This is a genomic window from Pseudomonas syringae (genome assembly GCF_000737245.1).
GTDB lineage: Bacteria > Pseudomonadota > Gammaproteobacteria > Pseudomonadales > Pseudomonadaceae > Aquipseudomonas > Aquipseudomonas syringae_J.
In genome coordinates, this window is the sequence record NZ_JPQU01000089.1 from 1 (window position 1) to 22,093 (window position 22,093).

Sequence of the window (22,093 nt, forward strand, 5' to 3'; positions counted from 1 at the left end):
TTGGGCGAAATCATATCGCCCTTAAGAGGTGTCCGGAATCATTAGGCCAGTTCAGCTCGGCTCCCACAGGAATCCGGGTTCTTCAGACAAATCGCGTCATCGTTCTTCGCGAGCAAGCTCGGTGCCTTCAGGACCTCTGCGCTCGATCAATACCAAATGTTTCAACTATCCCGAGCTTGAGCAGTCACACCCCTGAACGCTTCGTTTTCTGCGAAGCCGGGTTGTGAGAGTCAAAACCGTATGAGCTTCATTCTGTTAATGACGGTCCTTGGCGTGTTGCTGATGATGCTCGCGCTGACGTCTTCCTATCTGCGCTGGATGCCGGTGACCACCTCGGCGGTGTGTCTGGCGTTTGGCTTTGCTATCGGTCCCGTGGGGCTGGATGTACTCAAGCTGGACTTTCGCGAATCAGCCCATTGGCTGGAACGCCTCACGGAAGTGGCGGTGCTGTTCTCGTTGTTCAGCACGGGGATCAAACTACGCCTGCCACTGAACAGCAAGGCCTGGCGCTCGGCCTACTGGCTGGCAGGGCCGGTGATGCTGGCGACCATCGCTGGCACCGCACTGGCGGCGCATTATCTTTTCGAGCTGTCCTGGGGCATCTCCATTCTGTTGGGGGCCATGCTCTCTCCCACTGACCCGGTACTGGCGTCGCTGGTGCAGGTCAACAATGCCCAGGATTTTGATCGCGTGCGCTTCGGCTTGTCCGGAGAGGCGGGGTTGAACGACGGCACGGCTTTCCCGTTTGTGATTTTTGCCTTGTTATTCCTGACCCAAGGCGCCGGCGACCTCAACTGGGTCCAGCACTGGGCGCTGAAAAACCTGGTGTGGGGCGTGCCCACCGCGCTGTTGATTGGTTACGGCTTGGGCCGCGGCGTCGGCCATCTGATGATTTATCTGCGGATCAAAAATGCCGACAGCACCCTGTCGCCCAATGACTTTCTTGCGCTGGCGTTGATTGCGGTCTCCTACGTAGTCGCCGACACCTTGGGGGCCTTTGGTTTTCTCTCGGTATTTGCCGCTGGCCTGGGTTTGCGGCAGGCCGAGGCGCAGATTACCCAGTCGGAGGTTCCCGCCGAGCATCTGGCGCAGCCGGTCCTTGGTCACATGAGCGGCAGTGTCGGGCGGGCAACCGTCGCCGAAGAACAGGACCTCAGCGATTCGCAACTGGCAGCCGGGGTCATGATGGGCGACATGCTTGCCTTCGGTAGCCTGGTGGAACGCTCCATGGAGGTGTTGCTGATCACTTTGCTCGGCGCGTCCGTGGCACTGTATTGGGATTGGCGCGCAATTGGTCTTGGCCTGGCGTTGTTTTGCGTCATCCGCCCGGTGGCGGTCTGGTTGCTGGTGAGCCGCAAATTGCTGAGTGGGCCACAAAGAGCGCTGGCGGGCTGGTTCGGGATTCGTGGCATTGGCAGCCTCTTTTACTTGTGCTTCGCTCTGGGACATGGGTTACCTGAAGAGGTGAAGCAAATCAGCATTGGCATGACGCTGTCGGTCGTCGCGCTGAGTATCCTGCTTCACGGGGTCAGTATTCAGCCGTTACTGGAGCGCTACGAGCGCAGTATTGCTGGCAAAAGGCCTGATCAAAAAGCTTCCAATTAGCGGGAATTTACACTCCTTCGGATGTTTTCATCGATCGCCCTGAACCAATTGACAGTGGCATAGCCCAATCTTCAACAACGTAGTTTTGCAACGAGCAAAACCCTTTGCCCCGCTACGTTATCGGCCATTCAAGGGCCGGCGTTTCGCAGTTATCGCCCCAAAAGCAGACTTTAAACATGCGCATCCTCATCGTAGAAGACGATCCCATCCTGGCCCTGCTGGCCGCTGCCACCCTGGGTGAGCATCACGAAATCATCGGCCCGGCCCATGACGTCAGCCATGCGTTGCAATTAGCTGCTGAACAGCAGGCCGATATCGCTTTCGTCGATATCAACCTCGCCGGTCATGATGAGGGTATTGCGCTGGCCAGGGCGCTGATGGCTCGCCATGGGATGACCTCCATGTTCGTCAGCGGCCAGGTGCTGGCGGCGCATGCCAATACCGATGCCGCATTGGGCTTGTTGCGCAAACCTTATGCGCCGGAAGACTTGAACCTGTGCGCACACGTGGCTCAAGCATTGCTTGATGGCCGTGAGTTCTCGACGCTGCCGTCCCATGGATCTCTGGAAATATTCAGCACCGGCCCGCCAACACTGCCTATGGATAGCGCGCATGAAGCTGGAAAATGATCTATCAGACCCGGCAACGCTGGGTGAGCTTGAGTTCAGGGAATTGGCTGACCACGCCCCAGTGATGATCTGGCGAGCCAGATCCGACAGGCACTGTGACTGGTTCAACAAGCCCTGGACCGACTTCACTGGGAGAACCCAGCAGCAACTGATTGGCTATGGCTGGATGGACGATATCCATGGTGAGGACGTGAAAGCCTGCGTTGACGCTTTCCACGAGGCCTTTGATAGCCGCAGCCGATTCACCTTGCCATATCGGGTCAGACGTCACGATGGGCAATATCGCTGGCTGCTGGACAACGGCGCGCCGTTTTATCGAAATGGGGAGTTTGCCGGTTATTTCGGCAGTTGCATCGACATTACCGAACAGCGCGAACTTGAGGCACACCAACAAGTTTTGCTGTCCGAGCTTAACCACCGGGTCAAAAACAACCTGCAATTAATCATCAGCCTGCTACAACTGTCGAAAATGCGCGCCAAAGGCGAAGAAGCGAAATTGCTTATGCACTCGGCCATCACCCGGGTCGTCGGGGTGGGCGCGGTGCAGGACGAGCTGCATCGCTACGGGAAAGGTCAGGTTGATCTGGCTGACTTCCTGCCCAGCCTGGCCCGAGGCTTGATCAATGCCCAGCACAGTCGGACCATGACCCTGCGCTGCGAAACCCAGTCGGTTTATGTATCGCTTCAAACCGCATCCAACCTTGGCCTGATTCTCAATGAATTGCTGGACAACGCCATCAAACATGGCAACAGCAATCGCGTCGACTTGCGGGTGGTTAATCTCGACAGCGACACTGCGCAGATCAGTGTCATTGATCAGGGTCCCGGCTTCGACGTTGAAACCCTCACCGGGTCTATCAACGGCCGAAGTGCGGTTATCAGCCTGATCGATGCCCTGTGCAAACGCTGCAGTGCAGGCCTGCTGCGAGACAACGTCGCTGACAGCGATGGCAGTGGTGCCCGCGTCAGGCTGACTTTTGCAATTAATTGATCAAGTTGAAGTGTTGATCGAGTGGGTCAATGGGTCTATCAGCACAAGTGATTGGACCGTTACATTTACACTCGGTTAAGTTGCCTGTTGAATCCGCCATCGCCGATTAGCGCGTGACATCGACTGTCAGCTCGCAGACAGTATGCAACCTGTAATCGGGGGATGTTGCCAGAAGGCTAACCCGGCAACGGCTGGCGGAGAATGTGTTGAGAAGGTGGAAATGTCTGACCGAATGCTGATGGACGCTTTTGCACGCAAGGTAGATTACCTGCGGATGTCTGTGACTGACCGTTGCGATTTCCGTTGCGTGTACTGCATGGCCGAGGAAATGACGTTCCTGCCACGGCAACAGATCCTGTCTCTGGAAGAAATCTTTCAGGTGGCCGAGCGCTTTGTAGCACTGGGCACCAAAAAAATCCGTTTGACCGGTGGCGAACCGCTTGTGCGTTCCGGCATTGTCGGCCTCTGCGAGCAGATTGCCGCCCTGCCCGGCCTGCGCGAATTGTGCATGACCACCAATGGCTCACAGCTTGACCGGCTGGCGCAGCCGCTATTTGACGCTGGAGTTTCCCGGCTGAACATCAGCCTGGACAGCCTGGACCCGGCGCGATTCAAGGAAATGACCCGCACCGGTGAGCTGAGCAAAGTCATTGCCGGTATCGATGCAGCCAATGCTGCAGGCTTCGTGCATACCAAGCTCAACTGCGTGGTGATGCAGGGCCGTAATGATCACGAAATCAACGATCTGGTGGCCTTCGCCATCGACCGCAAGCTGGATATTTCCTTCATCGAAGAAATGCCGTTGGGTGTGATCAGCGATCACAGCCGTGCCGAATCGTTTTACTCCAGCGATCAAGTCCGTGAGCGCATTGCCGAGCGCTACACCCTGATCAACTCCACTGAATCCACCCAAGGTCCCTCGCGCTACTGGCGTGTGGCAGAAGCGCCGGACATCCGGATCGGCTTCATCTCGCCTCATAGTCATAACTTCTGCGCGACATGCAACCGGGTGCGCCTGACCGTTGAAGGCCGCCTGCTGCTGTGCCTGGGCAACGAGCATTCTGCCGATCTCAAGTCGGTATTGCGGGCCAATCCGGGACAACCGGAAAAGCTCGAAAAAGCCATTATTGATGCCATGCAGCTGAAACCCTGGAGCCATAACTTCAGCGTCAATGATGAAGTCCAGGTGGTGCGGTTCATGAATATGACGGGTGGGTGAAACCCGCGCCACCTGTGGGAGCGGTGCTTGCCCGCGATAAGGTTTCGGTGATCTGACATGAAGCCGTGGTGTCACTATCGCGGGCAAGCACCGCTCCCACAGGTTACATACCTACCCATACAGTGCTCACCCCTCCCGTACCATCCCCTCGAACGCCTCTTCGATCAGACTGACATTGCCCGGCCGTACCAAACGGCTGAGTTCAACGCCATCACGCATGAAGATCAGGGTCGGCCATAACTTGATTCGAAACGAACGCCCCAGTGGCCTGCCACTGCCGTCTTCGATTTTCAGGTGACGCACGTTGGGGTAATCCTTGAGTACCTGGCTCACCAACGGCTCTGCGGCTTTGCAATGGCCACACCAGTCGGTACCGAACTGGATCAACGTGGCACCGGGCAGAGCATCGACTTCAGCGCGGGGCGGGGCGGTTGTGGCGTAGGGTTGGGTCATATGGGGTTTTACTCCAGCTGGAATGCGATTGGATGTGGGAGCGGTGCTTGCCCGCGATAAGAACACCGCGGTTTCACGTTAGATCACCGAAACCTTATCGCGGGCAAGCACCGCTCCCACAGACTCACAGCACCATACCATCCCTTGCAACCACCACCCGTTCCGGCAGTTCATGCCGATGCTCCATCAGCCACGCATCCAGGGTGTGGCCAATGTGGGTCAGTACGGCGCTGCCCGGTTGCAGTTCCTCGATGGTATGCAACGCCAGGCTCAGGTCGTTGTGGTTACGGGGCGCCTGGGGTTGCGGAGGCATGGAGCAGTCAAGGACCAGCAAGTCCAGTGGCTGGCGCTGCAAGTAGTGCTGGGTTGCATCAGGCAAACCCACTGTGTCAGTCAGGTAGGCGATGCGTCTGCCCTCGCCTTCAAGCAAATAGCCCAATGTCGGTTTCGAATGCACCAGCGGCAAGGCGGTGACCCTGAGCGCGCCGAACTGTCGAGCCTCGAAAGCGCTGAACGGCTGACTGAAATCCAGAATCCCCGGATGCTTGTACAGATCCGACAAACCTTCCGGATCCACCGGGCCATGCACCGGAATCACCAACCCCTGCCCCCAGCGCAAATGTAAAAGGCCTTGGGCATGATCAGCGTGGTAGTGGGTTTGCAGGATGCCGCTCAGACTACGCGGCGGGAAGCGTTCGGTGAGGTCAGTCAGGCCGCTGTCGATCAACCAGCGCTGATCATCACACTCAATCAGTGCGCTGCACGGCAGACGTCGCAAGCGCGGATCAAGCAAGGCCGCCGAGCAGGCCGGGCACTGGCAGCCATACACCGGCACCTGCCGGGCATCGGCAGTGCCAAGCAGGGTCAGGCGCATGAGTGCTCATGCGCAATGCGCTGCAACAGGCGCTCGGCGGTCTGGGCCAGGGGACCGGAGTTGTCCAGCACGAACAGCGTCGGGTCACTGGCCAGCAACTCAACGGTGAAGCGTGAATTGCGTTGCAGGCGTGCTTCGATATCAGCGACCGACTCCCGCCCCCGCGCCAACAAACGCTCACGCAAAGTGCTGTCGTTGACGGTCAGCAGCACCGCCAGCAGGTCCGGATAGCGTTGTCGCGCCTGAGCCAGATACCCTCGGGACCCATTGACCAGCACATCGTCGCCCTGCGCCAGCCACACATCGATTTCCGAGGGGATGCCGTAATACAAGCCGTTAGCCTGCCAGCTCAGGGCAAAATCACCCTGGGCCTGCATGGCCAGAAACTGCTCGACACTGACGGCCTGGGCCGCCTCGCCCACCGCTTCGGCCGAGCGAGTGATCACCCTACGCACCACCCGGCAACCACGCCGGGCCAATGGGTCACGAGCGGCGTCCAGCAGGCTGTCTTTGCCTGAACCTGACGGCCCGATGAGATAGATCAACCTGCCTGCCATCAATACACCCTCTTGCCCTGCCGCCAGACTTGCTGGATGACCGGCAGTGAACCTTGCCCCCGAACCTGATCAGCCCGGACATGGACCAGATCGGCGCGCAAGCCAACTCGAATTTCACCGCGATCGGCAAGCCCCGCCGCTAACGCCGGAGCCCGACTGACCATCGCCACCGTTTGCGGCAGCGTGCAATGCTCACCCTGCCCGGCCAGCGTGAACGCGGCCTGCAACAGACTGGCGGGATAATAGTCGCTGGAGAGGATATCCAGTAGCCCTTGTTTTGCCAGATCCGCCGCCGCCACGTTGCCCGAGTGCGAACCACCGCGCACGACATTGGGTGCGCCCATCAATACGCTCATGCCCAAGCGTCGACAAGCCTGTGCCGCTTCTGCCGTCGTGGGGAACTCGGCGATGCTCATGCCGTAGCCCGCCGACTCCTCAACATGCGCCACGGTCGCATCATCATGGCTGGCCACCGACAAGCCTCGGGCCAGACAGTCCTCAACGATTGCGCGCCGATAACGGTCACTGTACTCACGGGAGTTCGCCACCTGTTCGACGATGAACTCATCCATCTGCCCGGTCGTCAGGTGGTATTTGCCCATGTAGTACTCGCGGTACTTGGACTCCAGGGCGAACTGGCGCTGGCCCGGCGAGTGGTCCATCACCGACACCAGTTGCACCAGCGGCTGCTCCACCAGATCGCGAAACACGCTCAAGGTATCTGGATGACAGACTTCGCAGCGCAAATGCAGACGATGCTCGGCCCGGGTCAGGCCCGCCGCATTGGCACTGGCGATGGCTTCGAGCATTGCAGGCAGTTGCTGCATGCGCTTGCCCTTGGGGTTCACATCGCCGATGGACAGCGCGTCGAATACCGTGGTGATGCCGGCAGAGATGATCTGCGCATCGTGGCTGAGCACCGCCGAGGCCGAGGGCCAGTCCACACCGGGACGTGGCGACAGGTGTTTTTCCAGATTGTCGGTGTGCAGTTCCACCAGGCCGGGCAACAGATATTCGCCCTGCATATCCACTGCCTGGGGCAGTTGGCTGCGGCCTTCCTGCACCTCGACAATCAGCCCGTCGCGCAACACCACAGTGCCGTGGAACAGCTGGTCAGCCGTGACAATCCGGGCATTGGTAAGAATTTGTTCGGTCAGCATTGCAGCAACTCCTTGGCGGTCAGGTCCAACGGGGTCATGTCGAGAAAGCGATCAGCGACGGTTTCGCGAGCAGCGCGGTCGTGGAAAATCCCGATCAAGGCGGCGCCTGCGGTTTTCGCTTCGTTCATCAGCTCCAGCACCACTTGACGATTGCCCTCATCCAGGGACGCGGTGGGCTCATCCAGCAGCAGCACCGGCCAGGGCACCATGAAGCTGCGAGCGATATTGATGCGCTGTTGCTCACCACCGGAAAAAGTGCCCGGTGCCAATTGCCACAGCCGTTGCGGGATGTTCAGGCGAGACAGCAATTGTTCGGCACGCGCTCTGGCCTCGTCTGTCGACCAGCCACGGGCCAGAGCGGGTTCCATGACCACGTCCAGGCTGGACACCCGAGGGATGACGCGTAAAAACTGGCTGATGTAGCCCAACGTCTGGCGACGGACGTCCAGCACTTCTCTGGGTTCAGCGCCGACCAGCTCCAGCCAGTGACCATCGTGCACTACGCGAATGCTGCCGCCAGCTGGCAGGTAGTTGCCGTACAAGGTGCGCAACAAGGTGCTTTTGCCCGCCCCGGAATTCCCATGCAACACCAGGCATTCGCCAGCGCGAACTTTGAAATTCAGGCCGCGCAGCACATTCAACACCACGCCATTCTGCTGATGCAGGGTGAAAGTTTTCGAGAGGTCGCGGACCTCGATCAGCGTATTCATCAGACATCCCCCATCAGGCGATTCACGATTGCAGCACCGACGACACCAGCAGCTGCGAGTAAGGGTGCTGCGGGTCATCAAGGATTTGATCCGTCAGGCCAGTTTCCACAACGCGTGAGCGGCGCATGACGATCAGCCGGTCCGCCAGTAGCCGTGCGACGGCCAGGTCATGGGTGACGATCACCACCGCCAGATCCAGTTCACGCACCAGACCACGCAGCAGGTCCAGCAGACGCGCCTGCACCGAGACGTCCAGCCCACCGGTGGGCTCGTCCATGAACACCAGGCGCGGGCTCGACACCAGATTGCGGGCGATCTGCAGACGTTGTTGCATGCCGCCGGAGAAGGTGCGCGGCAGGTCATCGATACGCAGCGGGTCGATCTCGACCTGGGTCAACCAATCGATACCGGCCCCGCGCAGTTGCTGATAATTGCGCACGCCCTGGGCCATCAGCCGTTCACCGATATTCGCCCCGGCAGAAACGCCCATGCGCAGGCCGTCACGGGGGTTCTGTTCAACGAAGCCCCACTCGGTGCGCAACAGCGTGCGCCGCTCGGCTTCGCTGGCGCTGTACAAGTCCAGTACCCGGCCGTCCTTGCCTCGATAGTCGATGCCGCCACGATCAGGTGGGCAACGGCCACTGAGCAGGGAAAGCAGCGTGGACTTGCCGGATCCGGATTCGCCGACGATGCCCAGCACTTCACCCGGATACAGCTCGAAGTTCACGCCCTGGCAGCCGGTGTCCGGTCCATACAAACGCGTCAGGTCGCGGACCTTGAGCAGCGGTTGGGCGCGGCCCGGCCACTCGGCGACGTTGGATTTGGCTTGCGCACTGATCATTGGCCTTTCTCCTGCGGTTCAGGAACCTGTTGTTCAAAAACCTGGTGCTGGATCACCCGCTGGGCGCAGTAATCGGTGTCTGAGCAGACAAAGCTCTGAGTGCCGGCGTCGTCGAGGATCAACTCATCGAGGTACGAATCATGGCTGCCACAGATCGCGCAGCTGTGCTCCCAGCTCTGGACCTGAAACGGATGATCTTCAAAGTCCAGGCTCTCTACACGGGTAAACGGCGGCACCGCGTACAGGCGCTTTTCCCGGCCGGCACCGAACAGCATCAGAGCCGGACTCATGTGCAGTTTCGGGTTGTCGAATTTGGGGATCGGCGACGGATCCATCACGTAGCGCTCGTCGACCATCACCGGGTAGGCATAGCTGGTGGCGATATGGCCAAAGGTGGCGATGTCTTCGTAAAGCTTCACGTGCATCACCCCGTAATCATTGAGGGCGTGCATGGTTCGGGTTTCGGTTTCCGAGGGCTCGATGAAACGCAGCGGCTCGGGGATCGGCACCTGATAGACCATGATCTGATCAGCGTGCAGCGGTGTTTCCGGAATCCGGTGCCGGGTCTGGATCACGCTTGCTTCGGGCGTGCGCTCTGTGGTCTCGACTCCGGCCGTGCGGGCGAAGAAACGGCGGATGGACACCGCGTTGGTGGTGTCGTCTGCGCCCTGGTCAATCACCTTGAGCACATCTTCGGCACCGAGAATCGCTGCCGTGAGCTGCATGCCGCCCGTGCCCCAGCCATACGGCAGCGGCATCTCGCGTCCACCAAACGGCACTTGATACCCGGGAATCGCCACCGCTTTGAGCAAGGCGCGACGGATCATGCGTTTGGTCTGTTCGTCCAGATAGGCGAAGTTGTAAGCGTCATCCCGTTGCGGTTGGGCTTGCTGGTAAGCAGTCATGGCTTGGCCTCCTTGTGCTCAGGGGCGCGCAGCTTGCGGATCAGCCCCAGCTCGGACTGGAAATCCACGTAGTGCGGCAATTTCAGATGGGACACAAAACCGGCGGCCTCAACGTTGTCGCAATGGGCCAGGACGAACTCTTCCTGCTGCGCCGGGGACTGGATCTCTTCGTTGAATTCCTCCGCCCGCAGGGAGCGATCCACCAGGGCCATGGCCATGGCCTTGCGCTCGGCATGGCCGAACGCCAACCCATAACCCCGGGTAAATTGCGCTGGCTCTGTGCCCGAGCCCACGAACTGGTTGATCATTTCGCACTCGGTCACTTCGATGGCGCCGATGGCGATGGGAAAGCCCAACTCCTCCGGCTCGATCCAGACCTCGACCTCGCCAATGCGGATTTCCCCGGCAAACGGGTGATTCCGTCCGTAGCCGCGCTGGGTCGAGTAGCTCAACGCCAACAGAAACCCTTCATCCCCTCGGGCCAGCGCCTGCAAGCGCTGGGCACGGCTGGCGGGATACTCCAGGGGGTCGCGGGTGATATCGGCCACGGCCTCGCCGTTGTCGGTTTCGTTCTTGATAAGACCTTCTTTGGCCAGCAGCCCCAGCACTCGCGGGCAAGGCTCAACCGTCGCGGTTGACTGAGTAAGTGGCCCAAGGTGCTCGCCGTCGGCTAGCAGGGTGAAATCCAGCAGGCGATGGGTGTAGTCGAAAGTCGGGCCGAGCAGTTGCCCGCCGGGAAGGTCCTTGAACGTCGCGGACAACCGGCGGTTGAGCTGCATGTCCGACGTGTCGATGGGCAAGCCGGGGCTGAAGCGCGGCAAGGTGGTGCGATAGGCGCGCAGCAGGAAGATCGCTTCGATCATGTCCCCCGCTGCTTGCTTGATCGCCAGCGCTGCCAGTTGTTCGTCATACAGCGAGCCTTCGGTCATGACCCGAGCCACCGCAAGCGGCAGTTGCTGGCGGATCTGCTCTACACTCAATTCGGCAATGGAGGTATCACCCCGGCGCTTTTTCGCCAGCAGACGGTGGGCGTTGTCGATGGCCTGTTCGCCACCTTTCACGGCAACATACATCAGGCACGCTCCTGCACGATCTGTGCGACACGGGTGCTGCGCGGCAGGCCCAGCAGGTCAGTGCCAGCGAGGAAGAACACGTCCAGGCCACGAGGGAAGTCGTTATGGGTTTCACGCTCGCGCCAGAAGCCGGCGTCCAGCGGCAGCGCAACCCTGTTTTCACTTTCGATGCCCGGCCCGCGCCAGCTCAATGAAGTTCCACCGCCGAGACTCGGTAACTGGATCAGCAAGGTGCAGGACTGATCCGGGTAACGGTCGTTGCCCAGATCGAAGCCACCCAGATCATCCAGCTGACTGCCATCGAGCAAGGCGAAGCGGGCGTGCTGGCGCTCGGTGACAATCGGGCAGCCACAGTGGAACGCCAGGTTGGCGCGAATCGCCGGGGTATCGAAGGCTGGTGACAGCCACAACGGCGTGTCGATATCCAGCAACGCCAGGCACAGTGCGTGGCTGGCCGCATCCAGCCCGGTCAGGGCCGGTGGGCGTTGCGCCGCTTGAAGGGTATGCATCACGCCCGGCCCGGCCAGCGCCTTGAGCGCGGCGCGGAAGCTGCGTTGAGCGTCGAGTACCGGATCGGCAAATGCCGGTTGCAACAGCGCTGCGTTCATCAGTCTTCTCCTCGTACCAGGGTAAAGAACTCAACCTTGCTGGCGGCAGTCGCCGCGTCCTGTTCAGCCCGGCGGCGGGCCTGTGCCTCAGCCAGGGGTTCGATCAGGGTGGTGAGCCAGTGGGTTTGTTGCGGCCCTTGCAGATGGGCGTCGGCCAGTGCCGCAAGTTCGGCGCGGGGCTTGTCGCGGCCAGCCAGGTAGCTGAAGCCGGTGCGACCATCCGCCAATCGCACCACGCAACGGGTGACGGTCATCTCACCGACGTTGAACGCCGCACCGGTGCCGCCCATTCGGCCGCGAACCAGGGTCATGCCGATTTCCGGGGCTCGGATCAGTTGGTATTCAGCGTCGCGCAGGGCCGATTCGTGGCGGCTCAGCTCCTCACCGACAGCTCGGGCGAGTACGCCGATCCAGCGCTGGCGAGTAGCAATGGCAGGGTCTGTTGCGGGTTTCATGGCAAGGTTCTCCATCAGACGATGAACTGATACTGGAAGCGGTCGGAACGGCTGGTGGAGCGCGATAACTCCACCGGATTGCCGCTGCGATCGCGGGAAACGGTAAGCACCGTGAGGACCGGCAAATGGCGCGGCATCATCAACAGATCCGCCTCCTCCCGGCTGGGCAAGCGCGCGCCGACCAGACTCAAGGTGCGGGTCAGCGGCAAGTCTCGGTCGGCCAGGAATTGACGTAACGAACCGCGTCTGTAACTGGCCAGCAGCTCACTGCGACTGGCGCAAAAGCGGTGGCGGATAAGGCTCACCGGATGGCCATCGAGTTTGCGCAAGGTGTGCAGCTCGATCAGCTCGGCGTATTCATCGAGCTGCAGATGCTCGGCGTCTTCGGCACTGGCCGGACATTTCTGTCGCTGCAAGAGGATCGCCTCAACGCCTATGCCCTGGGCCGAGAGCGACTGGCTATAGGCGCTGTCAGCCTGCATCGGGTAAATCAACGGTCGCTGCAAAACCTGCGTTCCTCGGCCCTGACGTCGCAATACGCTGCCCTCGCGAACCAGCTCATCGATCGCACGCCGGACCGTGTGTCTATTGACTTCAAAGCGCGCGGCCAGCTGAACCTCGGCTGGCATGTAGTCGCCAGCGCTGTAACTGCCGAGTTCCTTGCGCAAGATAGAGGCCAGCTCCTGATACACCGGCTCGGCGGGTTGTCTAGACATGTCCATAGCTAAAAATCCCCTTTTTAATCTGCAACAGGTAACTTCCTGGCGGAACCGAATCCCTGTGGGAGCGGTGCCTGACCGCGATAATCTGCAAACCCAATCGCGGGCAAGCACCGCTCCCACAGGTGTCTCAGGTCTGTGGAGCGCATCTAAATAAACTGCTTACGCAAACGCTGAGACACGATGTCGATGGCGCTGACCACCAGAATGATCACCAGCAACACGGCGCAGGTCTGGGTGAACTGGAAGGCGCGAATGTTCTCCCAAAGGATCACGCCGATCCCGCCGGCACCGACCATGCCCACCACCGTTGCCGAGCGCACATTGGATTCGAAGCGGTACAGCGCGTAGGAAATCCACAGCGGCATAACCTGTGGGATCACCCCATAGATCACTTCCTGCAAGGCGCTGGCACCGGTGGCGCGCACGCCTTCCACCGGACCGGGATCGATGGCCTCTACGGCCTCGGCGAACAACTTGGCCAGAACCCCGGTGGTGCTGATCCACAGTGCCAACACCCCGGCGAACGGCCCCAGCCCCACCGCCACCACGAACAACATGGCGAAGACCATTTCATTGATCGAACGAAACGAATCCATGACCCGGCGCAGTGGCTGATGAATCCACCAGGGGGTAATGTTGTCGGCGCACAAGATGCCAAGCGGCACCGAACAGACGATGGACAGCACTGTGCCCCAGAGGGCGATCTGCACGGTGACGATCATTTCCTTGAGGTACGAGCGCCACTCATGGAAATCCGGCGGAAAGAAGTCGGCAGCAAAGGTCGCCATGTTGGCCGAGTCCCGGTACAGCGCCAGCGGGTTCATCTCGGCGCCCTGCCAGGCCCAGGCGAGCATGGCCAGGAACAGGCCCCAGCCAACATACTGCGGCCAACTGCGCTTGCCAGCCGCCTGAACATAGGCCGCCTGCGTGGTGGTGCTGGTCATAGTCGGATCCTGTTTTACAGAGGGCGGGCGCGCCTGAGCAGCGCGCCCGGATCAATCAACCGGCGCTGGCCGGGGTCTTCTTCTCAAGCTCGGTCAGGCGTTCCTGCAACTTGCTCAAGCCGGCATCGATATCTTTCAGACGCTTGGCCTTCTCATCAGCGCTCAGGCTAGTGCTGGCCAGGGTTTCGGTGCGCTGCTTGAACAGGTCGAGTTGGCGGATCGGCAACAGCTGGTCATCACTGGACTTGAGGAACTTGCCCAGCTGCATGCCCTTGAGCACAGCCTTTTCTTCATCGGTATTGCCATAGCCGGCGAAGAATTCACGGATCTTGTTTTTGTTCTCGTCCGACAGCGCTTTGCTCCAGACCATCGGGTCGGATGGAATCAACGGCGACTTCCAGATCACCTTGAGCTTGGCGGCCATGTCTGGCTGGGTCACTTCCAGACGGTCCCAGCTCTCGGTGTTGAAGGTGGCAACATCCAGCTGGCCTTTGGCAACGCTGAGGGCGTTGACTTCATGGCTGGAGTTCAGCGTGCGCTTGAAGGCGGTGGCGGCGTCCACGTGGTTCTTGGCGAAGACGTAGTAACCCGGCACCAGATAGCCAGAGGTGGAGTTTGGATCGCCGTTGCCGAAGGTCAGGGTCTTGGCGTTCTTGAGCATGTCTTCCACAGAGTTGATCGGGCTGTCCTTGCGGGCAATGATCACGCTCCAGTAACCCGGCGCACCGTTGGCCGCTGCGGTCTGGGCGAAGATTTCGCCATTGGAGCGATCCACCGCCTCCATCGCCGCCTTGTTGCCCAGCCAGGCCACATCGACCTTGTTGAAGCGCATGCCCTGAATCAGGCCGGCATAGTCAGAGGCGAACGTGGCGTTGATCTTCAGGCCGGTTTTCTTGCCCATGTCATCCAGGAACGGCTGCCAGATGCTCTTGAGGTTCTGCGAGGATTCGGTAGACATGATGCCGAAGTTGATGACTTTCTCGTCAGCCTGGGCGGTGCCCAGCAAGCAACTGCTCACTAAGGCGGCAGACGCGACGAAGCGACCGATACGGTTCAACATGGAAGCACTCCTGAGTAAAGGGTTGGCGGTTGTTGGTGCTTTTATTGGTGCTTTAAACGTGCTGCGAATCAGCTACGAGCCAGCATCAGACGCGGGGTTTCGCGGCTGCGGCGGCCTTCATCGGAGATCATCAGACTGGTGTCCACGTCAGCGCCGTACAGGTCGTTGAGGAACTGGCTGCTGAGGTTCTGCGCGGCACCATCGAAATGAATACGCCCACCTTTGAGCGCCACGGCGCGAGGGCAATAACGCACGGCGTAATCGACTTGATGCAGGGTGACGACAATGGTCTTGCCGTCGGTGCGGTTGATGTCGGCGAGGATTTCCATGACCTTGCGGGCGGACTCAGGGTCCAGGGACGCGATGGGTTCGTCGGCAAGAATCACTTCGGCCCGTTGCGTCAGAGCCCGGGCAATTGCCACCCGCTGCTGCTGACCACCGGACAGCGTCGAGGCGCGTTGGCCGGCAAGATCCACTAGCCCGACCCGGTCGAGGGATTGCAAGGCGCGCTGTTTTTCTTCGCTGTTGAACAAACCCAGATTGCCGCGCCAGCCAGGCATGCGCCCCAGGCAGCCGAGCAAAACGTTGTCCAGCACGCTCAGGCGATTGACCAGGTTGAATTGCTGGAAGATGTAGCCGATATCCGAGCGCAGCTTACGGACCTTGCCATTCAGGCGGCCCGCCGCTTGTACCTCACGCCCCAACACCTGCACGCTGCCGCCATTACCGCGATCGCAACAGGCCAGGCCAGCAAGATGGCGCAACAGGGTTGATTTTCCCGACCCAGAGGCGCCGATCAGTGCCACCATTTCTCCGGGTTGTATAGACAACGCCAGATCAACCAGCGCGGGCTTGCGTGCAAAAGTCTTGTTCAGACGTTCGACCTGAATGGCTGGCTTGATGGCTGGGTGCATGGCGCTGTTCTCTGTCAGGTTGCCTTCTGACTGTATGAAAACTGCTGCGCTCGGCCATACGGCGTTAAAAACAGGCGGAAAATGCTCATTTAGAACACCTAGACTCCGCTTTTCCGCCTGTTTTTGCCTTGTCTGGCCTTCGCTCGCTACGTTTTCAAACAGTCTGCTTGGGTTGCAACTGACAGTAGGCCTGGGGTATTTCAGCGGGGTGAAGCGCAGATGACGGTTGAATAACCGTTTTGTGAAAGGTTGAGTATGTCTACGAACCCTACTCGCTCCAACGGGTTCGGCGTCCATCCATAGGAGCGCGCTTGGTCTGGGCCGCATCCAGACGCTGAACGATGACGCGGTCTGCCTGCCAAACCGCGTCGCTTGCATCGCGGGCAAGCCGCGCTCCAACAGAAGCGATGTCAATATTGGCGCGACGACGTGGGACCGGCTTTAGCCGGGAAGGCGGTATTTTAGACGATAAAGATTGGGTGTATATACTGGCCTCTTCCCGGCTAAAGCCGGTCCCACGTCGTCGCATCCGCTTGCGAGCAAACATAGAATCTCCCACAGGTTCGGTGATCGCCTGTAGGAGCGCGCTTGGTCTGGCCCGCATCCGGACTGGACGATGAACGATGGCGCGGTGCACCTTCGCAGCCTGCGGCAGCTCCTGAAAAAATAATCAGATCCGGAACGTCCCCACCAGGTGCTGTAACCGCGCGGCCTGTTCTTCCAGATAACTGCAGGCATCCAGGGTCAGCTTGAGGTTATCGACGCCCTGCTGGTTGAGGGTGTTGATCTGGGTGATGTCGACGTTGAGCGACTCAACCACGGCGGTCTGCTCTTCGGTCGCGGCGGCAACCGACTGGTTCATGCCGTTGATCTCGTCGATGCGTCGGGTGACGCTGCTCAAGCGCTCGCCCGCCTGGTTGGCGACGATCACACTGGTCTCGCTCTGGCGCTGGCTTTCGGTCATGGTGACCACCGCTTCCCGCGCGCCCACTTGCAGCTCTTCGATCATCTTCTGCACTTGCTGCGCCGAATCCTGAGTGCGATGGGCAAGGTTGCGCACCTCATCAGCCACCACCGCGAAACCGCGCCCTGCTTCACCGGCCCGGGCCGCTTCGATGGCCGCGTTGAGCGCCAGCAAGTTGGTCTGTTGCGAGATGCTAGTGATCACTTCGAGAATCTGTCCGATGTTCACCGTCTTGCCGTTGAGGTTCTCGATGTTGGCGCAGGACTCGCTGATCTTCGACGACAGCTCATTCATGGCGTCGATGGTCTGCTGCACCACCTTCTGCCCGTCACCGGCCAACTGGCTGGCATCAGCCGATTGCTGAGAAGTCCGCGCAGCGTTCTGGGCAATTTCCTGAGCGGCAGCGCCCAGTTGGTTAATGGCCGCGGCGACGCTTTCGGTACGATTGGCCTGCTGGTCGGAGTTGGTCATGGACGAGTTGGAGGCCCTGACCACGCGCATCGCCACATCACCCAACTGCCCGGCGGTGGACGCCACTTCCCGGATCGAACCATGGATGCGCTCGACAAAATGGTTGAACGACTTGGCCAGTTCACCGAACTCGTCCTGCGAGGTGATCGCCAGACGCTTGGTGAGGTCGCCATCACCGTCGGCGATATCACGCATGGCGCGGCCCATCTGGTGCAACGGCTGCATCAATACACGGATCAACAAGCCCAGCAGCAGGATGATGATCACCACGGCAATCACCATGGCGGTGATGGCGGACGTACGGAACTCGCCCAGCATGGCATAGGCCGCATCCTGATCCAGCACCAGCGCGACATACCAGTCGGCGGAGGACACGCCCTCCACACGGGTCAGAGACATGATTTCCGCTTTGCCGGCCGACTGGATCTCGGTGACGCCCGCGACAATTTTCGGGGTGTCGGTCGGGTAGGCTTCGCTGATGTCTTTAAGCACCAGTTTGCTGTCCGGATGAACCAGAATCTTGCCACTGCCGCTGACAATAAAGGCATAACCATGCCCGCCGAAGTTCAGGGAGTTGATGGTTTTACTGATGCTGTCCAGCGAGATGTCTGCGCCGGCGACACCGATGAACTGATTCTGGTACTTCACCGGCGTGGCCAGGGTTACCACCAATTTGCCCGAAGATGCCGCGATGTAAGGTTCGGTCACGATAGTACCCGGAGCGTTTTGCGCCGCCTTGTACCAGCCACGGGCGCGCGGGTCATAATCCGCCGCGCGGTTGCCCGCAGGCACGGAAAACATCACGCCGTCAGTGCCGCCAAAATAACTGAGTTGAAAGTTATCGGTGTATGCCGCAATACCGATGGAGCGCTGCAGGTCGGGGATCGCCTTGCCGTCGGCGGTAATCCGCTGGGCCATGGATTGCAGCAATTGGGTGCGACTGTCCAGCCAGGTCTGAATGTTTTGTGTGGTCAAACCACCCAGCTGTTGCAACTCGGCAAATACATTGTTTTTTAAAGTTTGGCGTTGCCGGAAATCGTTCACGACAATAAAACAGGTAAATGCAACCACCACCACCAAGGCGGCGGCGAGCAGGATCTTCCTGCTGAAACCCAAACTTTTCATCATCGCGGATACTTCCAATAGAAAGAGTTATTACGGCGCACAGTTGTTCACTGAAACAGTGGACACTGTTGCGGCGTTTTTACTGATTCTTTGTGTAAAAGGATAGAGGGTGAGATAAATATATTTATTAATCGGTAGAAACACGTGGCCGTTCCAATATTCCCTTGGGGCTTCAGGTAACAAAGGGCCGCATGGGTCGATCGCTGACCTGTGGGAGCGAATTTATTCGCGAAGGCGGTGTTAATACCGAGGGAGATGCATCGGATTTACCGGCCTCTTCGCGAATGAATTCGCTCCCACAGGGGAATGGATGAACCCTGATAGCTAGCGCAAATTGGTCTTCACCAATTCAAACACTTCATCACCTCGTCCACTCAATACTGCACACATCATGTACAGACTGAAGCCTTTGGCCTGAGCCAGTTTGATTTTAGGCGGGATACCCAACTCCTGTTTCGCAGTGACCACATCCAGCAACACCGGCCCCGGATGATCGAAGGCTTTGCGTAAAGCCGCTGGTAACTCCTCGGCACTTTCGACCCGAATACCCAGAATCCCTGCGCCCAACGCAATGCCGGCAAAGTTGGTTTCGTATAAGTCGGTGCCGTGGGGCACGTAACCGCCGGCTTTCATTTCCATATCGACGAAACCCAGCGAGCTGTTGTTGAAGACCACCATTTTAATAGGCAGATCCAACTGACGAACGCTGAGCAGGTCGCCCATCAGCATTGAGAGGCCACCGTCGCCGCACAGAGAAATGACTTGGCGATCAGGATGCGCCGCCTTTGCTCCGAGAGCCTGAGGCATGGCATTGGCCATGGAGCCGTGGTTGAAGGAGCCGAGCAAAGTGCGCTTGCCATTCATGTGCAGATAGCGTGCAGCCCACATCGTCGGCGTGCCCACATCCACACTGAAAATGGCATCGGCGTCGGCCTGTTCATCGATCAGGCGGGTCAGGTACTGAGGGTGGATAGGCTCGCCGGGTGCCGAAGGAGTAGCGAGATCGTCCAGCCCTTCCCTGGCTTTGGCGTAATGCTTGAGCGCTTTGTCGAGGAAGCGTCGATCATCGTGGCGGTCCAGCCTGGGCAGCAACGCGGTCAGGGTTTCCTTGACGCCACCCACCAGTCCCAGGTCAATAGGTGTGCGGCGCCCCAGTGCGGTGGGGTCAATATCGATCTGAATGATTTTGGCGTCGGTGGGGTAGAAATTCCGATAGGGGAAGCTGCTGCCGAGAATCACCAGCGTGTCGCAGGACAACATAGCGTGATAGCCCGAGCTGAAACCGATCAGGCCGGTCATGCCGACATCGAACGGGTTGTCGTATTCAACATACTGCTTGCCACGCAAGGCATGCACGACTGGTGCGCCAAGCCGATCCGCCAGGGCGACCATTTCGTCGTGAGCGCCTGCGCAACCGGCTCCGCACAATAGCGTGATTGCTTTGGACTTATTAAGGGTGTCGGCCAGATTCTGTAGGTCCGGCTCGGCCGGGGTAACACTGGGTGCAGCGGTATCGAGCCACTTGGCCAGAGCGTCGGGTGCGTCGCTCAGGGCCACGTCGCCGGGCAATACAATTACCGCAACGCCGCGCTGACCGATGGCGGCTCGCAAAGCCCGCTCCAGTACCCGTGGGAACTGTTCAGGGTTGCTGACCAGCTCAACGAAATGACTGCACTCCTTGAACAGTTCCTGAGGATGAGTTTCCTGAAAATAACCCAGGCCAATTTCCGAGGACGGGATATGCGCGGCAATCGCCAGCACCGGGACCTGATTGCGATGGCAGTCGTACAGCCCGTTGATCAAATGCAGATTGCCCGGCCCGCAACTGCCCGCACACACCGCCAACTTGCCCGTCGCGGCGGCTTCGGCACCGGCGGCAAAGGCCGCGACTTCTTCGTGCCGGGTATGCATCCAGCGGATGGTACCGAGCTTTTCCAGGCTGTCGGTCAGGCCATTGAGGCTGTCGCCGCTAACCCCCCATATCCTGGATACGCCAGCACTGGCGAGGGTCTGAGCGAGGTGATCGGCAATGGTTCTGGACATGCTGGTTTCCTTGTCGAGACAGATGGAAAACGTAGCCAGCGGCGTGGCACGCATCAGTGATCGACCCGCTCTGGGGCGGACAGTTCAGCCGGGGTTGGTATGAACTACCCTTGATGAACGCGAACTTTGTGGCAGCGAGCGGCGGCGATCCGATTTGTCCGCAATACAGGCTGCACGGGATTGACCTGAGATCTACATCGCCCTTATCCCAGGCAAGCACCGCCGCCACAGAGTCCGGTATTTCTGTGGGAGCAGAGCTTGCTCGCGATACAGGCGCCTAGGGTGGGTCAGACAGACTGAGCTATCGTTCTTCGCGGGCAACTCGGGATGCCGCCCGCACGCAAAGGGGACTGGCACTAACCTCCGGCTTGGAAGAGCCCTGGATTTCTCGACAGTATCTCAGCCCTCCAAACCGCAAATTGACACTCCGCAAGACTGCTTTTACTCTGGCTTACCAAAAACAAATATTGGTCTGACCAATTTACAATTAGTTGTCAGGCTACCCTTCTCGGGATTCAGAAAGAGAACGCCGCCCATGATCATCTCTGCCTCCACCGATTACCGTGCTGCCGCTCAACGCAAGCTTCCACCCTTTCTGTTCCATTACATCGACGGGGGTGCCTACGCTGAGCACACTTTGCGCCGTAACGTGGACGACCTGGCCGATATCGCCCTGCGGCAGCGGGTGTTGCGCAACATGTCCGAGCTGAGCCTGGAGACGAAGTTGTTTGGCGAGACCTTGGCGATGCCAGTGGCTCTGGCTCCCGTGGGCTTGACCGGAATGTTTGCCCGACGTGGAGAAGTACAGGCTGCAAAAGCTGCCGAGGCCAGTGGCATTCCGTTTATTTTGTCCACGGTTTCGGTCTGTCCAATTGAGGAAGTGGCGCCGGCAATCTCCCGGCCGATGTGGTTTCAGCTGTACGTGCTCCGGGATCGCGGGTTCATGAAAAACGCTTTGGAGCGTGCCAAGGCTGCGGGGGTCACCACGCTGATCTTCACCGTGGACATGCCGGTTCCCGGCGCCCGCTACCGCGATGCTCACTCGGGCATGAGCGGCCCCAACGCTGCTTTCAGACGCATGTTGCAAGCCTTCACCCACCCGGCCTGGGCCTGGGACGTGGGCCTCAACGGCCGTCCTCACGACCTTGGCAATATTTCCGCCTATCGCGGCAGCCCTACCGGGCTGGCGGACTACATCGGCTGGCTGGGCAGCAACTTCGACCCGTCGATCTCCTGGAAAGACCTGGAGTGGATTCGCGACTTCTGGCAAGGGCCGATGGTCATCAAAGGCATCCTCGACCCTGAAGATGCGAAGGACGCGGTGAGCTTTGGTGCCGACGGCATCGTGGTCTCCAACCATGGCGGACGGCAGCTGGATGGCGTGCTCTCCAGTGCCCGCGCATTGCCGGCGATCGCCGATGCGGTCAAAGGCGACCTGGCCATTCTCGCTGACTCCGGCATTCGCAGCGGGCTGGATGTCGTGCGGATGATCGCCCTGGGCGCCGACACCGTGTTGCTGGGCAGAGCGTTCATTTATGCCTTGGCGGCTGCGGGCGAAGCCGGAGTCAGCAACCTGCTGAGCCTGATCGAGAAGGAAATGCGCGTCGCCATGGTCCTGACCGGGGCCAAGACCATTGGCGACATCAGTGCCGAATCCCTGGTGCAGAATCTGCGAGGTTAATCTGAAGGGCTAACGCGCCCGCATCGAGCGCCTGTAACGAGCAGCCTCAAGCCTGCTAGCATGTGCCCGCCTGAGGCGCCTGCCTTGCC

General features: G+C 59.7%; 21 protein-coding genes and 1 pseudogene. 5 read left to right on the plus strand and 17 right to left on the minus strand.

Going from position 1 to position 22,093, the window contains the following annotated elements; all coding sequences use genetic code 11:
* The first annotated feature begins 240 nt into the window (after positions 1-240).
* The 4 genes from IV01_RS02530 (at position 241) to moaA (ending at position 4,444) form a co-directional block, all read left to right on the plus strand.
* Complete coding sequence (locus IV01_RS02530; RefSeq protein WP_032631357.1) at positions 241-1,605, plus strand: cation:proton antiporter; 1,365 nt, start codon at positions 241-243, stop codon at positions 1,603-1,605.
* Between the two features lie 176 nt (positions 1,606-1,781).
* Positions 1,782-2,234, plus strand: a complete 453-nt coding sequence (locus IV01_RS0125540; RefSeq protein WP_050507968.1) for a response regulator — start codon at positions 1,782-1,784, stop codon at positions 2,232-2,234.
* Positions 2,218-3,225 (plus strand): sensor histidine kinase, encoded by a 1,008-nt coding sequence (locus tag IV01_RS26000; RefSeq protein WP_050507970.1) that lies wholly within the window; start codon positions 2,218-2,220, stop codon positions 3,223-3,225. Before IV01_RS0125540 ends, IV01_RS26000 begins: the two co-directional genes overlap by 17 nt.
* A 220-nt stretch (positions 3,226-3,445) precedes the next feature.
* Entirely contained in the window at positions 3,446-4,444 is a 999-nt protein-coding gene (gene moaA / locus IV01_RS02525) for a GTP 3',8-cyclase MoaA (RefSeq protein ID WP_032631358.1), read from the plus strand.
* A 126-nt stretch (positions 4,445-4,570) separates the two neighbouring features.
* Here the strand turns inward: moaA and IV01_RS02520 are convergent, their stop codons facing one another.
* From IV01_RS02520 to poxB, 17 genes and pseudogenes are all read right to left on the minus strand, one after another.
* Positions 4,571-4,897, minus strand: a complete 327-nt coding sequence (locus tag IV01_RS02520) for a thioredoxin family protein (RefSeq protein ID WP_032631359.1) — start codon at positions 4,895-4,897, stop codon at positions 4,571-4,573.
* A gap of 124 nt (positions 4,898-5,021) precedes the next feature.
* Complete coding sequence (phnP, locus tag IV01_RS02515; RefSeq protein ID WP_032631360.1) at positions 5,022-5,771, minus strand: phosphonate metabolism protein PhnP; 750 nt, start codon at positions 5,769-5,771, stop codon at positions 5,022-5,024.
* The gene (gene phnN / locus IV01_RS02510) at positions 5,762-6,328 is read right to left on the minus strand and encodes a phosphonate metabolism protein/1,5-bisphosphokinase (PRPP-forming) PhnN (RefSeq protein WP_032631362.1); all 567 of its coding nucleotides are present in this window, start codon (positions 6,326-6,328) and stop codon (positions 5,762-5,764) included. Before phnN ends, phnP begins: the two co-directional genes overlap by 10 nt.
* Positions 6,328-7,488 (minus strand): alpha-D-ribose 1-methylphosphonate 5-triphosphate diphosphatase, encoded by a 1,161-nt coding sequence (locus IV01_RS02505; RefSeq protein WP_032631364.1) that lies wholly within the window; start codon positions 7,486-7,488, stop codon positions 6,328-6,330. Before IV01_RS02505 ends, phnN begins: the two co-directional genes overlap by 1 nt.
* On the minus strand, positions 7,482-8,198 hold the full coding sequence (phnL, locus tag IV01_RS02500; RefSeq protein WP_032631366.1) for a phosphonate C-P lyase system protein PhnL: 717 nt from the start codon (positions 8,196-8,198) through the stop codon (positions 7,482-7,484). Before phnL ends, IV01_RS02505 begins: the two co-directional genes overlap by 7 nt.
* A gap of 22 nt (positions 8,199-8,220) precedes the next feature.
* The gene (gene phnK, locus IV01_RS02495) at positions 8,221-9,039 is read right to left on the minus strand and encodes a phosphonate C-P lyase system protein PhnK (RefSeq protein ID WP_032631368.1); all 819 of its coding nucleotides are present in this window, start codon (positions 9,037-9,039) and stop codon (positions 8,221-8,223) included.
* Positions 9,036-9,944, minus strand: coding sequence for an alpha-D-ribose 1-methylphosphonate 5-phosphate C-P-lyase PhnJ (locus IV01_RS0125550; protein WP_050507972.1), 909 nt, complete (start codon positions 9,942-9,944; stop codon positions 9,036-9,038). Before IV01_RS0125550 ends, phnK begins: the two co-directional genes overlap by 4 nt.
* Positions 9,941-11,017, minus strand: coding sequence for a carbon-phosphorus lyase complex subunit PhnI (locus IV01_RS02490; RefSeq protein WP_032631369.1), 1,077 nt, complete (start codon positions 11,015-11,017; stop codon positions 9,941-9,943). Before IV01_RS02490 ends, IV01_RS0125550 begins: the two co-directional genes overlap by 4 nt.
* Positions 11,017-11,625, minus strand: coding sequence for a phosphonate C-P lyase system protein PhnH (gene phnH, locus IV01_RS02485; RefSeq protein ID WP_032631370.1), 609 nt, complete (start codon positions 11,623-11,625; stop codon positions 11,017-11,019). The genes IV01_RS02490 and phnH overlap by 1 nt, the downstream gene beginning before the upstream one ends.
* Positions 11,625-12,080 (minus strand): phosphonate C-P lyase system protein PhnG, encoded by a 456-nt coding sequence (phnG, locus tag IV01_RS02480; RefSeq protein ID WP_032631372.1) that lies wholly within the window; start codon positions 12,078-12,080, stop codon positions 11,625-11,627. The genes phnH and phnG overlap by 1 nt, the downstream gene beginning before the upstream one ends.
* A gap of 14 nt (positions 12,081-12,094) precedes the next feature.
* Positions 12,095-12,802 (minus strand): phosphonate metabolism transcriptional regulator PhnF, encoded by a 708-nt coding sequence (gene phnF, locus IV01_RS02475; RefSeq protein ID WP_032631373.1) that lies wholly within the window; start codon positions 12,800-12,802, stop codon positions 12,095-12,097.
* A gap of 146 nt (positions 12,803-12,948) precedes the next feature.
* Positions 12,949-13,746: a phosphonate ABC transporter, permease protein PhnE gene (phnE, locus tag IV01_RS02470; protein ID WP_032631375.1), complete on the minus strand. Its 798-nt coding sequence runs from the start codon at positions 13,744-13,746 to the stop codon at positions 12,949-12,951.
* A 55-nt stretch (positions 13,747-13,801) separates the two neighbouring features.
* Positions 13,802-14,806, minus strand: coding sequence for a phosphonate ABC transporter substrate-binding protein (phnD, locus tag IV01_RS02465; protein WP_032631376.1), 1,005 nt, complete (start codon positions 14,804-14,806; stop codon positions 13,802-13,804).
* Between the two features lie 68 nt (positions 14,807-14,874).
* Complete coding sequence (phnC, locus tag IV01_RS02460; RefSeq protein ID WP_032631377.1) at positions 14,875-15,720, minus strand: phosphonate ABC transporter ATP-binding protein; 846 nt, start codon at positions 15,718-15,720, stop codon at positions 14,875-14,877.
* Between the two features lie 670 nt (positions 15,721-16,390).
* Positions 16,391-17,185: a methyl-accepting chemotaxis protein gene (locus IV01_RS27590; RefSeq protein WP_418903567.1), complete on the minus strand. Its 795-nt coding sequence runs from the start codon at positions 17,183-17,185 to the stop codon at positions 16,391-16,393.
* Positions 17,186-17,248: 63 nt separating this feature from the next.
* Positions 17,249-18,283 (minus strand): annotated as a pseudogene (locus IV01_RS27595) (cache domain-containing protein); the annotation flags it as partial.
* Between the two features lie 321 nt (positions 18,284-18,604).
* A complete protein-coding gene (gene poxB, locus IV01_RS02450) occupies positions 18,605-20,323 on the minus strand; it encodes a ubiquinone-dependent pyruvate dehydrogenase (protein WP_032631573.1) in 1,719 nt (572 codons plus the stop codon).
* A gap of 535 nt (positions 20,324-20,858) precedes the next feature.
* Here poxB and lldD point away from each other — a divergent pair.
* On the plus strand, positions 20,859-22,004 hold the full coding sequence (lldD, locus tag IV01_RS02445) for an FMN-dependent L-lactate dehydrogenase LldD (protein WP_032631378.1): 1,146 nt from the start codon (positions 20,859-20,861) through the stop codon (positions 22,002-22,004).
* The last annotated feature ends 89 nt before the right edge of the window (positions 22,005-22,093 follow it).

What these genes read in the sequence shown, in the direction of transcription:
- IV01_RS02530 (WP_032631357.1), top strand. Translation starts at nt 241, where the DNA reads ATGAGCTTCATTCTGTTAATGACGGTCCTTGGCGTGTTGCTGATGATG.
- IV01_RS0125540 (WP_050507968.1), top strand. Translation starts at nt 1,782, where the DNA reads ATGCGCATCCTCATCGTAGAAGACGATCCCATCCTGGCCCTGCTGGCC.
- IV01_RS26000 (WP_050507970.1), top strand. Translation starts at nt 2,218, where the DNA reads ATGAAGCTGGAAAATGATCTATCAGACCCGGCAACGCTGGGTGAGCTT.
- moaA (WP_032631358.1), top strand. Translation starts at nt 3,446, where the DNA reads ATGTCTGACCGAATGCTGATGGACGCTTTTGCACGCAAGGTAGATTAC.
- IV01_RS02520 (WP_032631359.1), bottom strand. Translation starts at nt 4,897, where the DNA reads ATGACCCAACCCTACGCCACAACCGCCCCGCCCCGCGCTGAAGTCGAT.
- phnP (WP_032631360.1), bottom strand. Translation starts at nt 5,771, where the DNA reads ATGCGCCTGACCCTGCTTGGCACTGCCGATGCCCGGCAGGTGCCGGTG.
- phnN (WP_032631362.1), bottom strand. Translation starts at nt 6,328, where the DNA reads ATGGCAGGCAGGTTGATCTATCTCATCGGGCCGTCAGGTTCAGGCAAA.
- IV01_RS02505 (WP_032631364.1), bottom strand. Translation starts at nt 7,488, where the DNA reads ATGCTGACCGAACAAATTCTTACCAATGCCCGGATTGTCACGGCTGAC.
- phnL (WP_032631366.1), bottom strand. Translation starts at nt 8,198, where the DNA reads ATGAATACGCTGATCGAGGTCCGCGACCTCTCGAAAACTTTCACCCTG.
- phnK (WP_032631368.1), bottom strand. Translation starts at nt 9,039, where the DNA reads ATGATCAGTGCGCAAGCCAAATCCAACGTCGCCGAGTGGCCGGGCCGC.
- IV01_RS0125550 (WP_050507972.1), bottom strand. Translation starts at nt 9,944, where the DNA reads ATGACTGCTTACCAGCAAGCCCAACCGCAACGGGATGACGCTTACAAC.
- IV01_RS02490 (WP_032631369.1), bottom strand. Translation starts at nt 11,017, where the DNA reads ATGTATGTTGCCGTGAAAGGTGGCGAACAGGCCATCGACAACGCCCAC.
- phnH (WP_032631370.1), bottom strand. Translation starts at nt 11,625, where the DNA reads ATGAACGCAGCGCTGTTGCAACCGGCATTTGCCGATCCGGTACTCGAC.
- phnG (WP_032631372.1), bottom strand. Translation starts at nt 12,080, where the DNA reads ATGAAACCCGCAACAGACCCTGCCATTGCTACTCGCCAGCGCTGGATC.
- phnF (WP_032631373.1), bottom strand. Translation starts at nt 12,802, where the DNA reads ATGGACATGTCTAGACAACCCGCCGAGCCGGTGTATCAGGAGCTGGCC.
- phnE (WP_032631375.1), bottom strand. Translation starts at nt 13,746, where the DNA reads ATGACCAGCACCACCACGCAGGCGGCCTATGTTCAGGCGGCTGGCAAG.
- phnD (WP_032631376.1), bottom strand. Translation starts at nt 14,806, where the DNA reads ATGTTGAACCGTATCGGTCGCTTCGTCGCGTCTGCCGCCTTAGTGAGC.
- phnC (WP_032631377.1), bottom strand. Translation starts at nt 15,720, where the DNA reads ATGCACCCAGCCATCAAGCCAGCCATTCAGGTCGAACGTCTGAACAAG.
- IV01_RS27590 (WP_418903567.1), bottom strand. Translation starts at nt 17,185, where the DNA reads ATGCGCGTGGTCAGGGCCTCCAACTCGTCCATGACCAACTCCGACCAG.
- poxB (WP_032631573.1), bottom strand. Translation starts at nt 20,323, where the DNA reads ATGTCCAGAACCATTGCCGATCACCTCGCTCAGACCCTCGCCAGTGCT.
- lldD (WP_032631378.1), top strand. Translation starts at nt 20,859, where the DNA reads ATGATCATCTCTGCCTCCACCGATTACCGTGCTGCCGCTCAACGCAAG.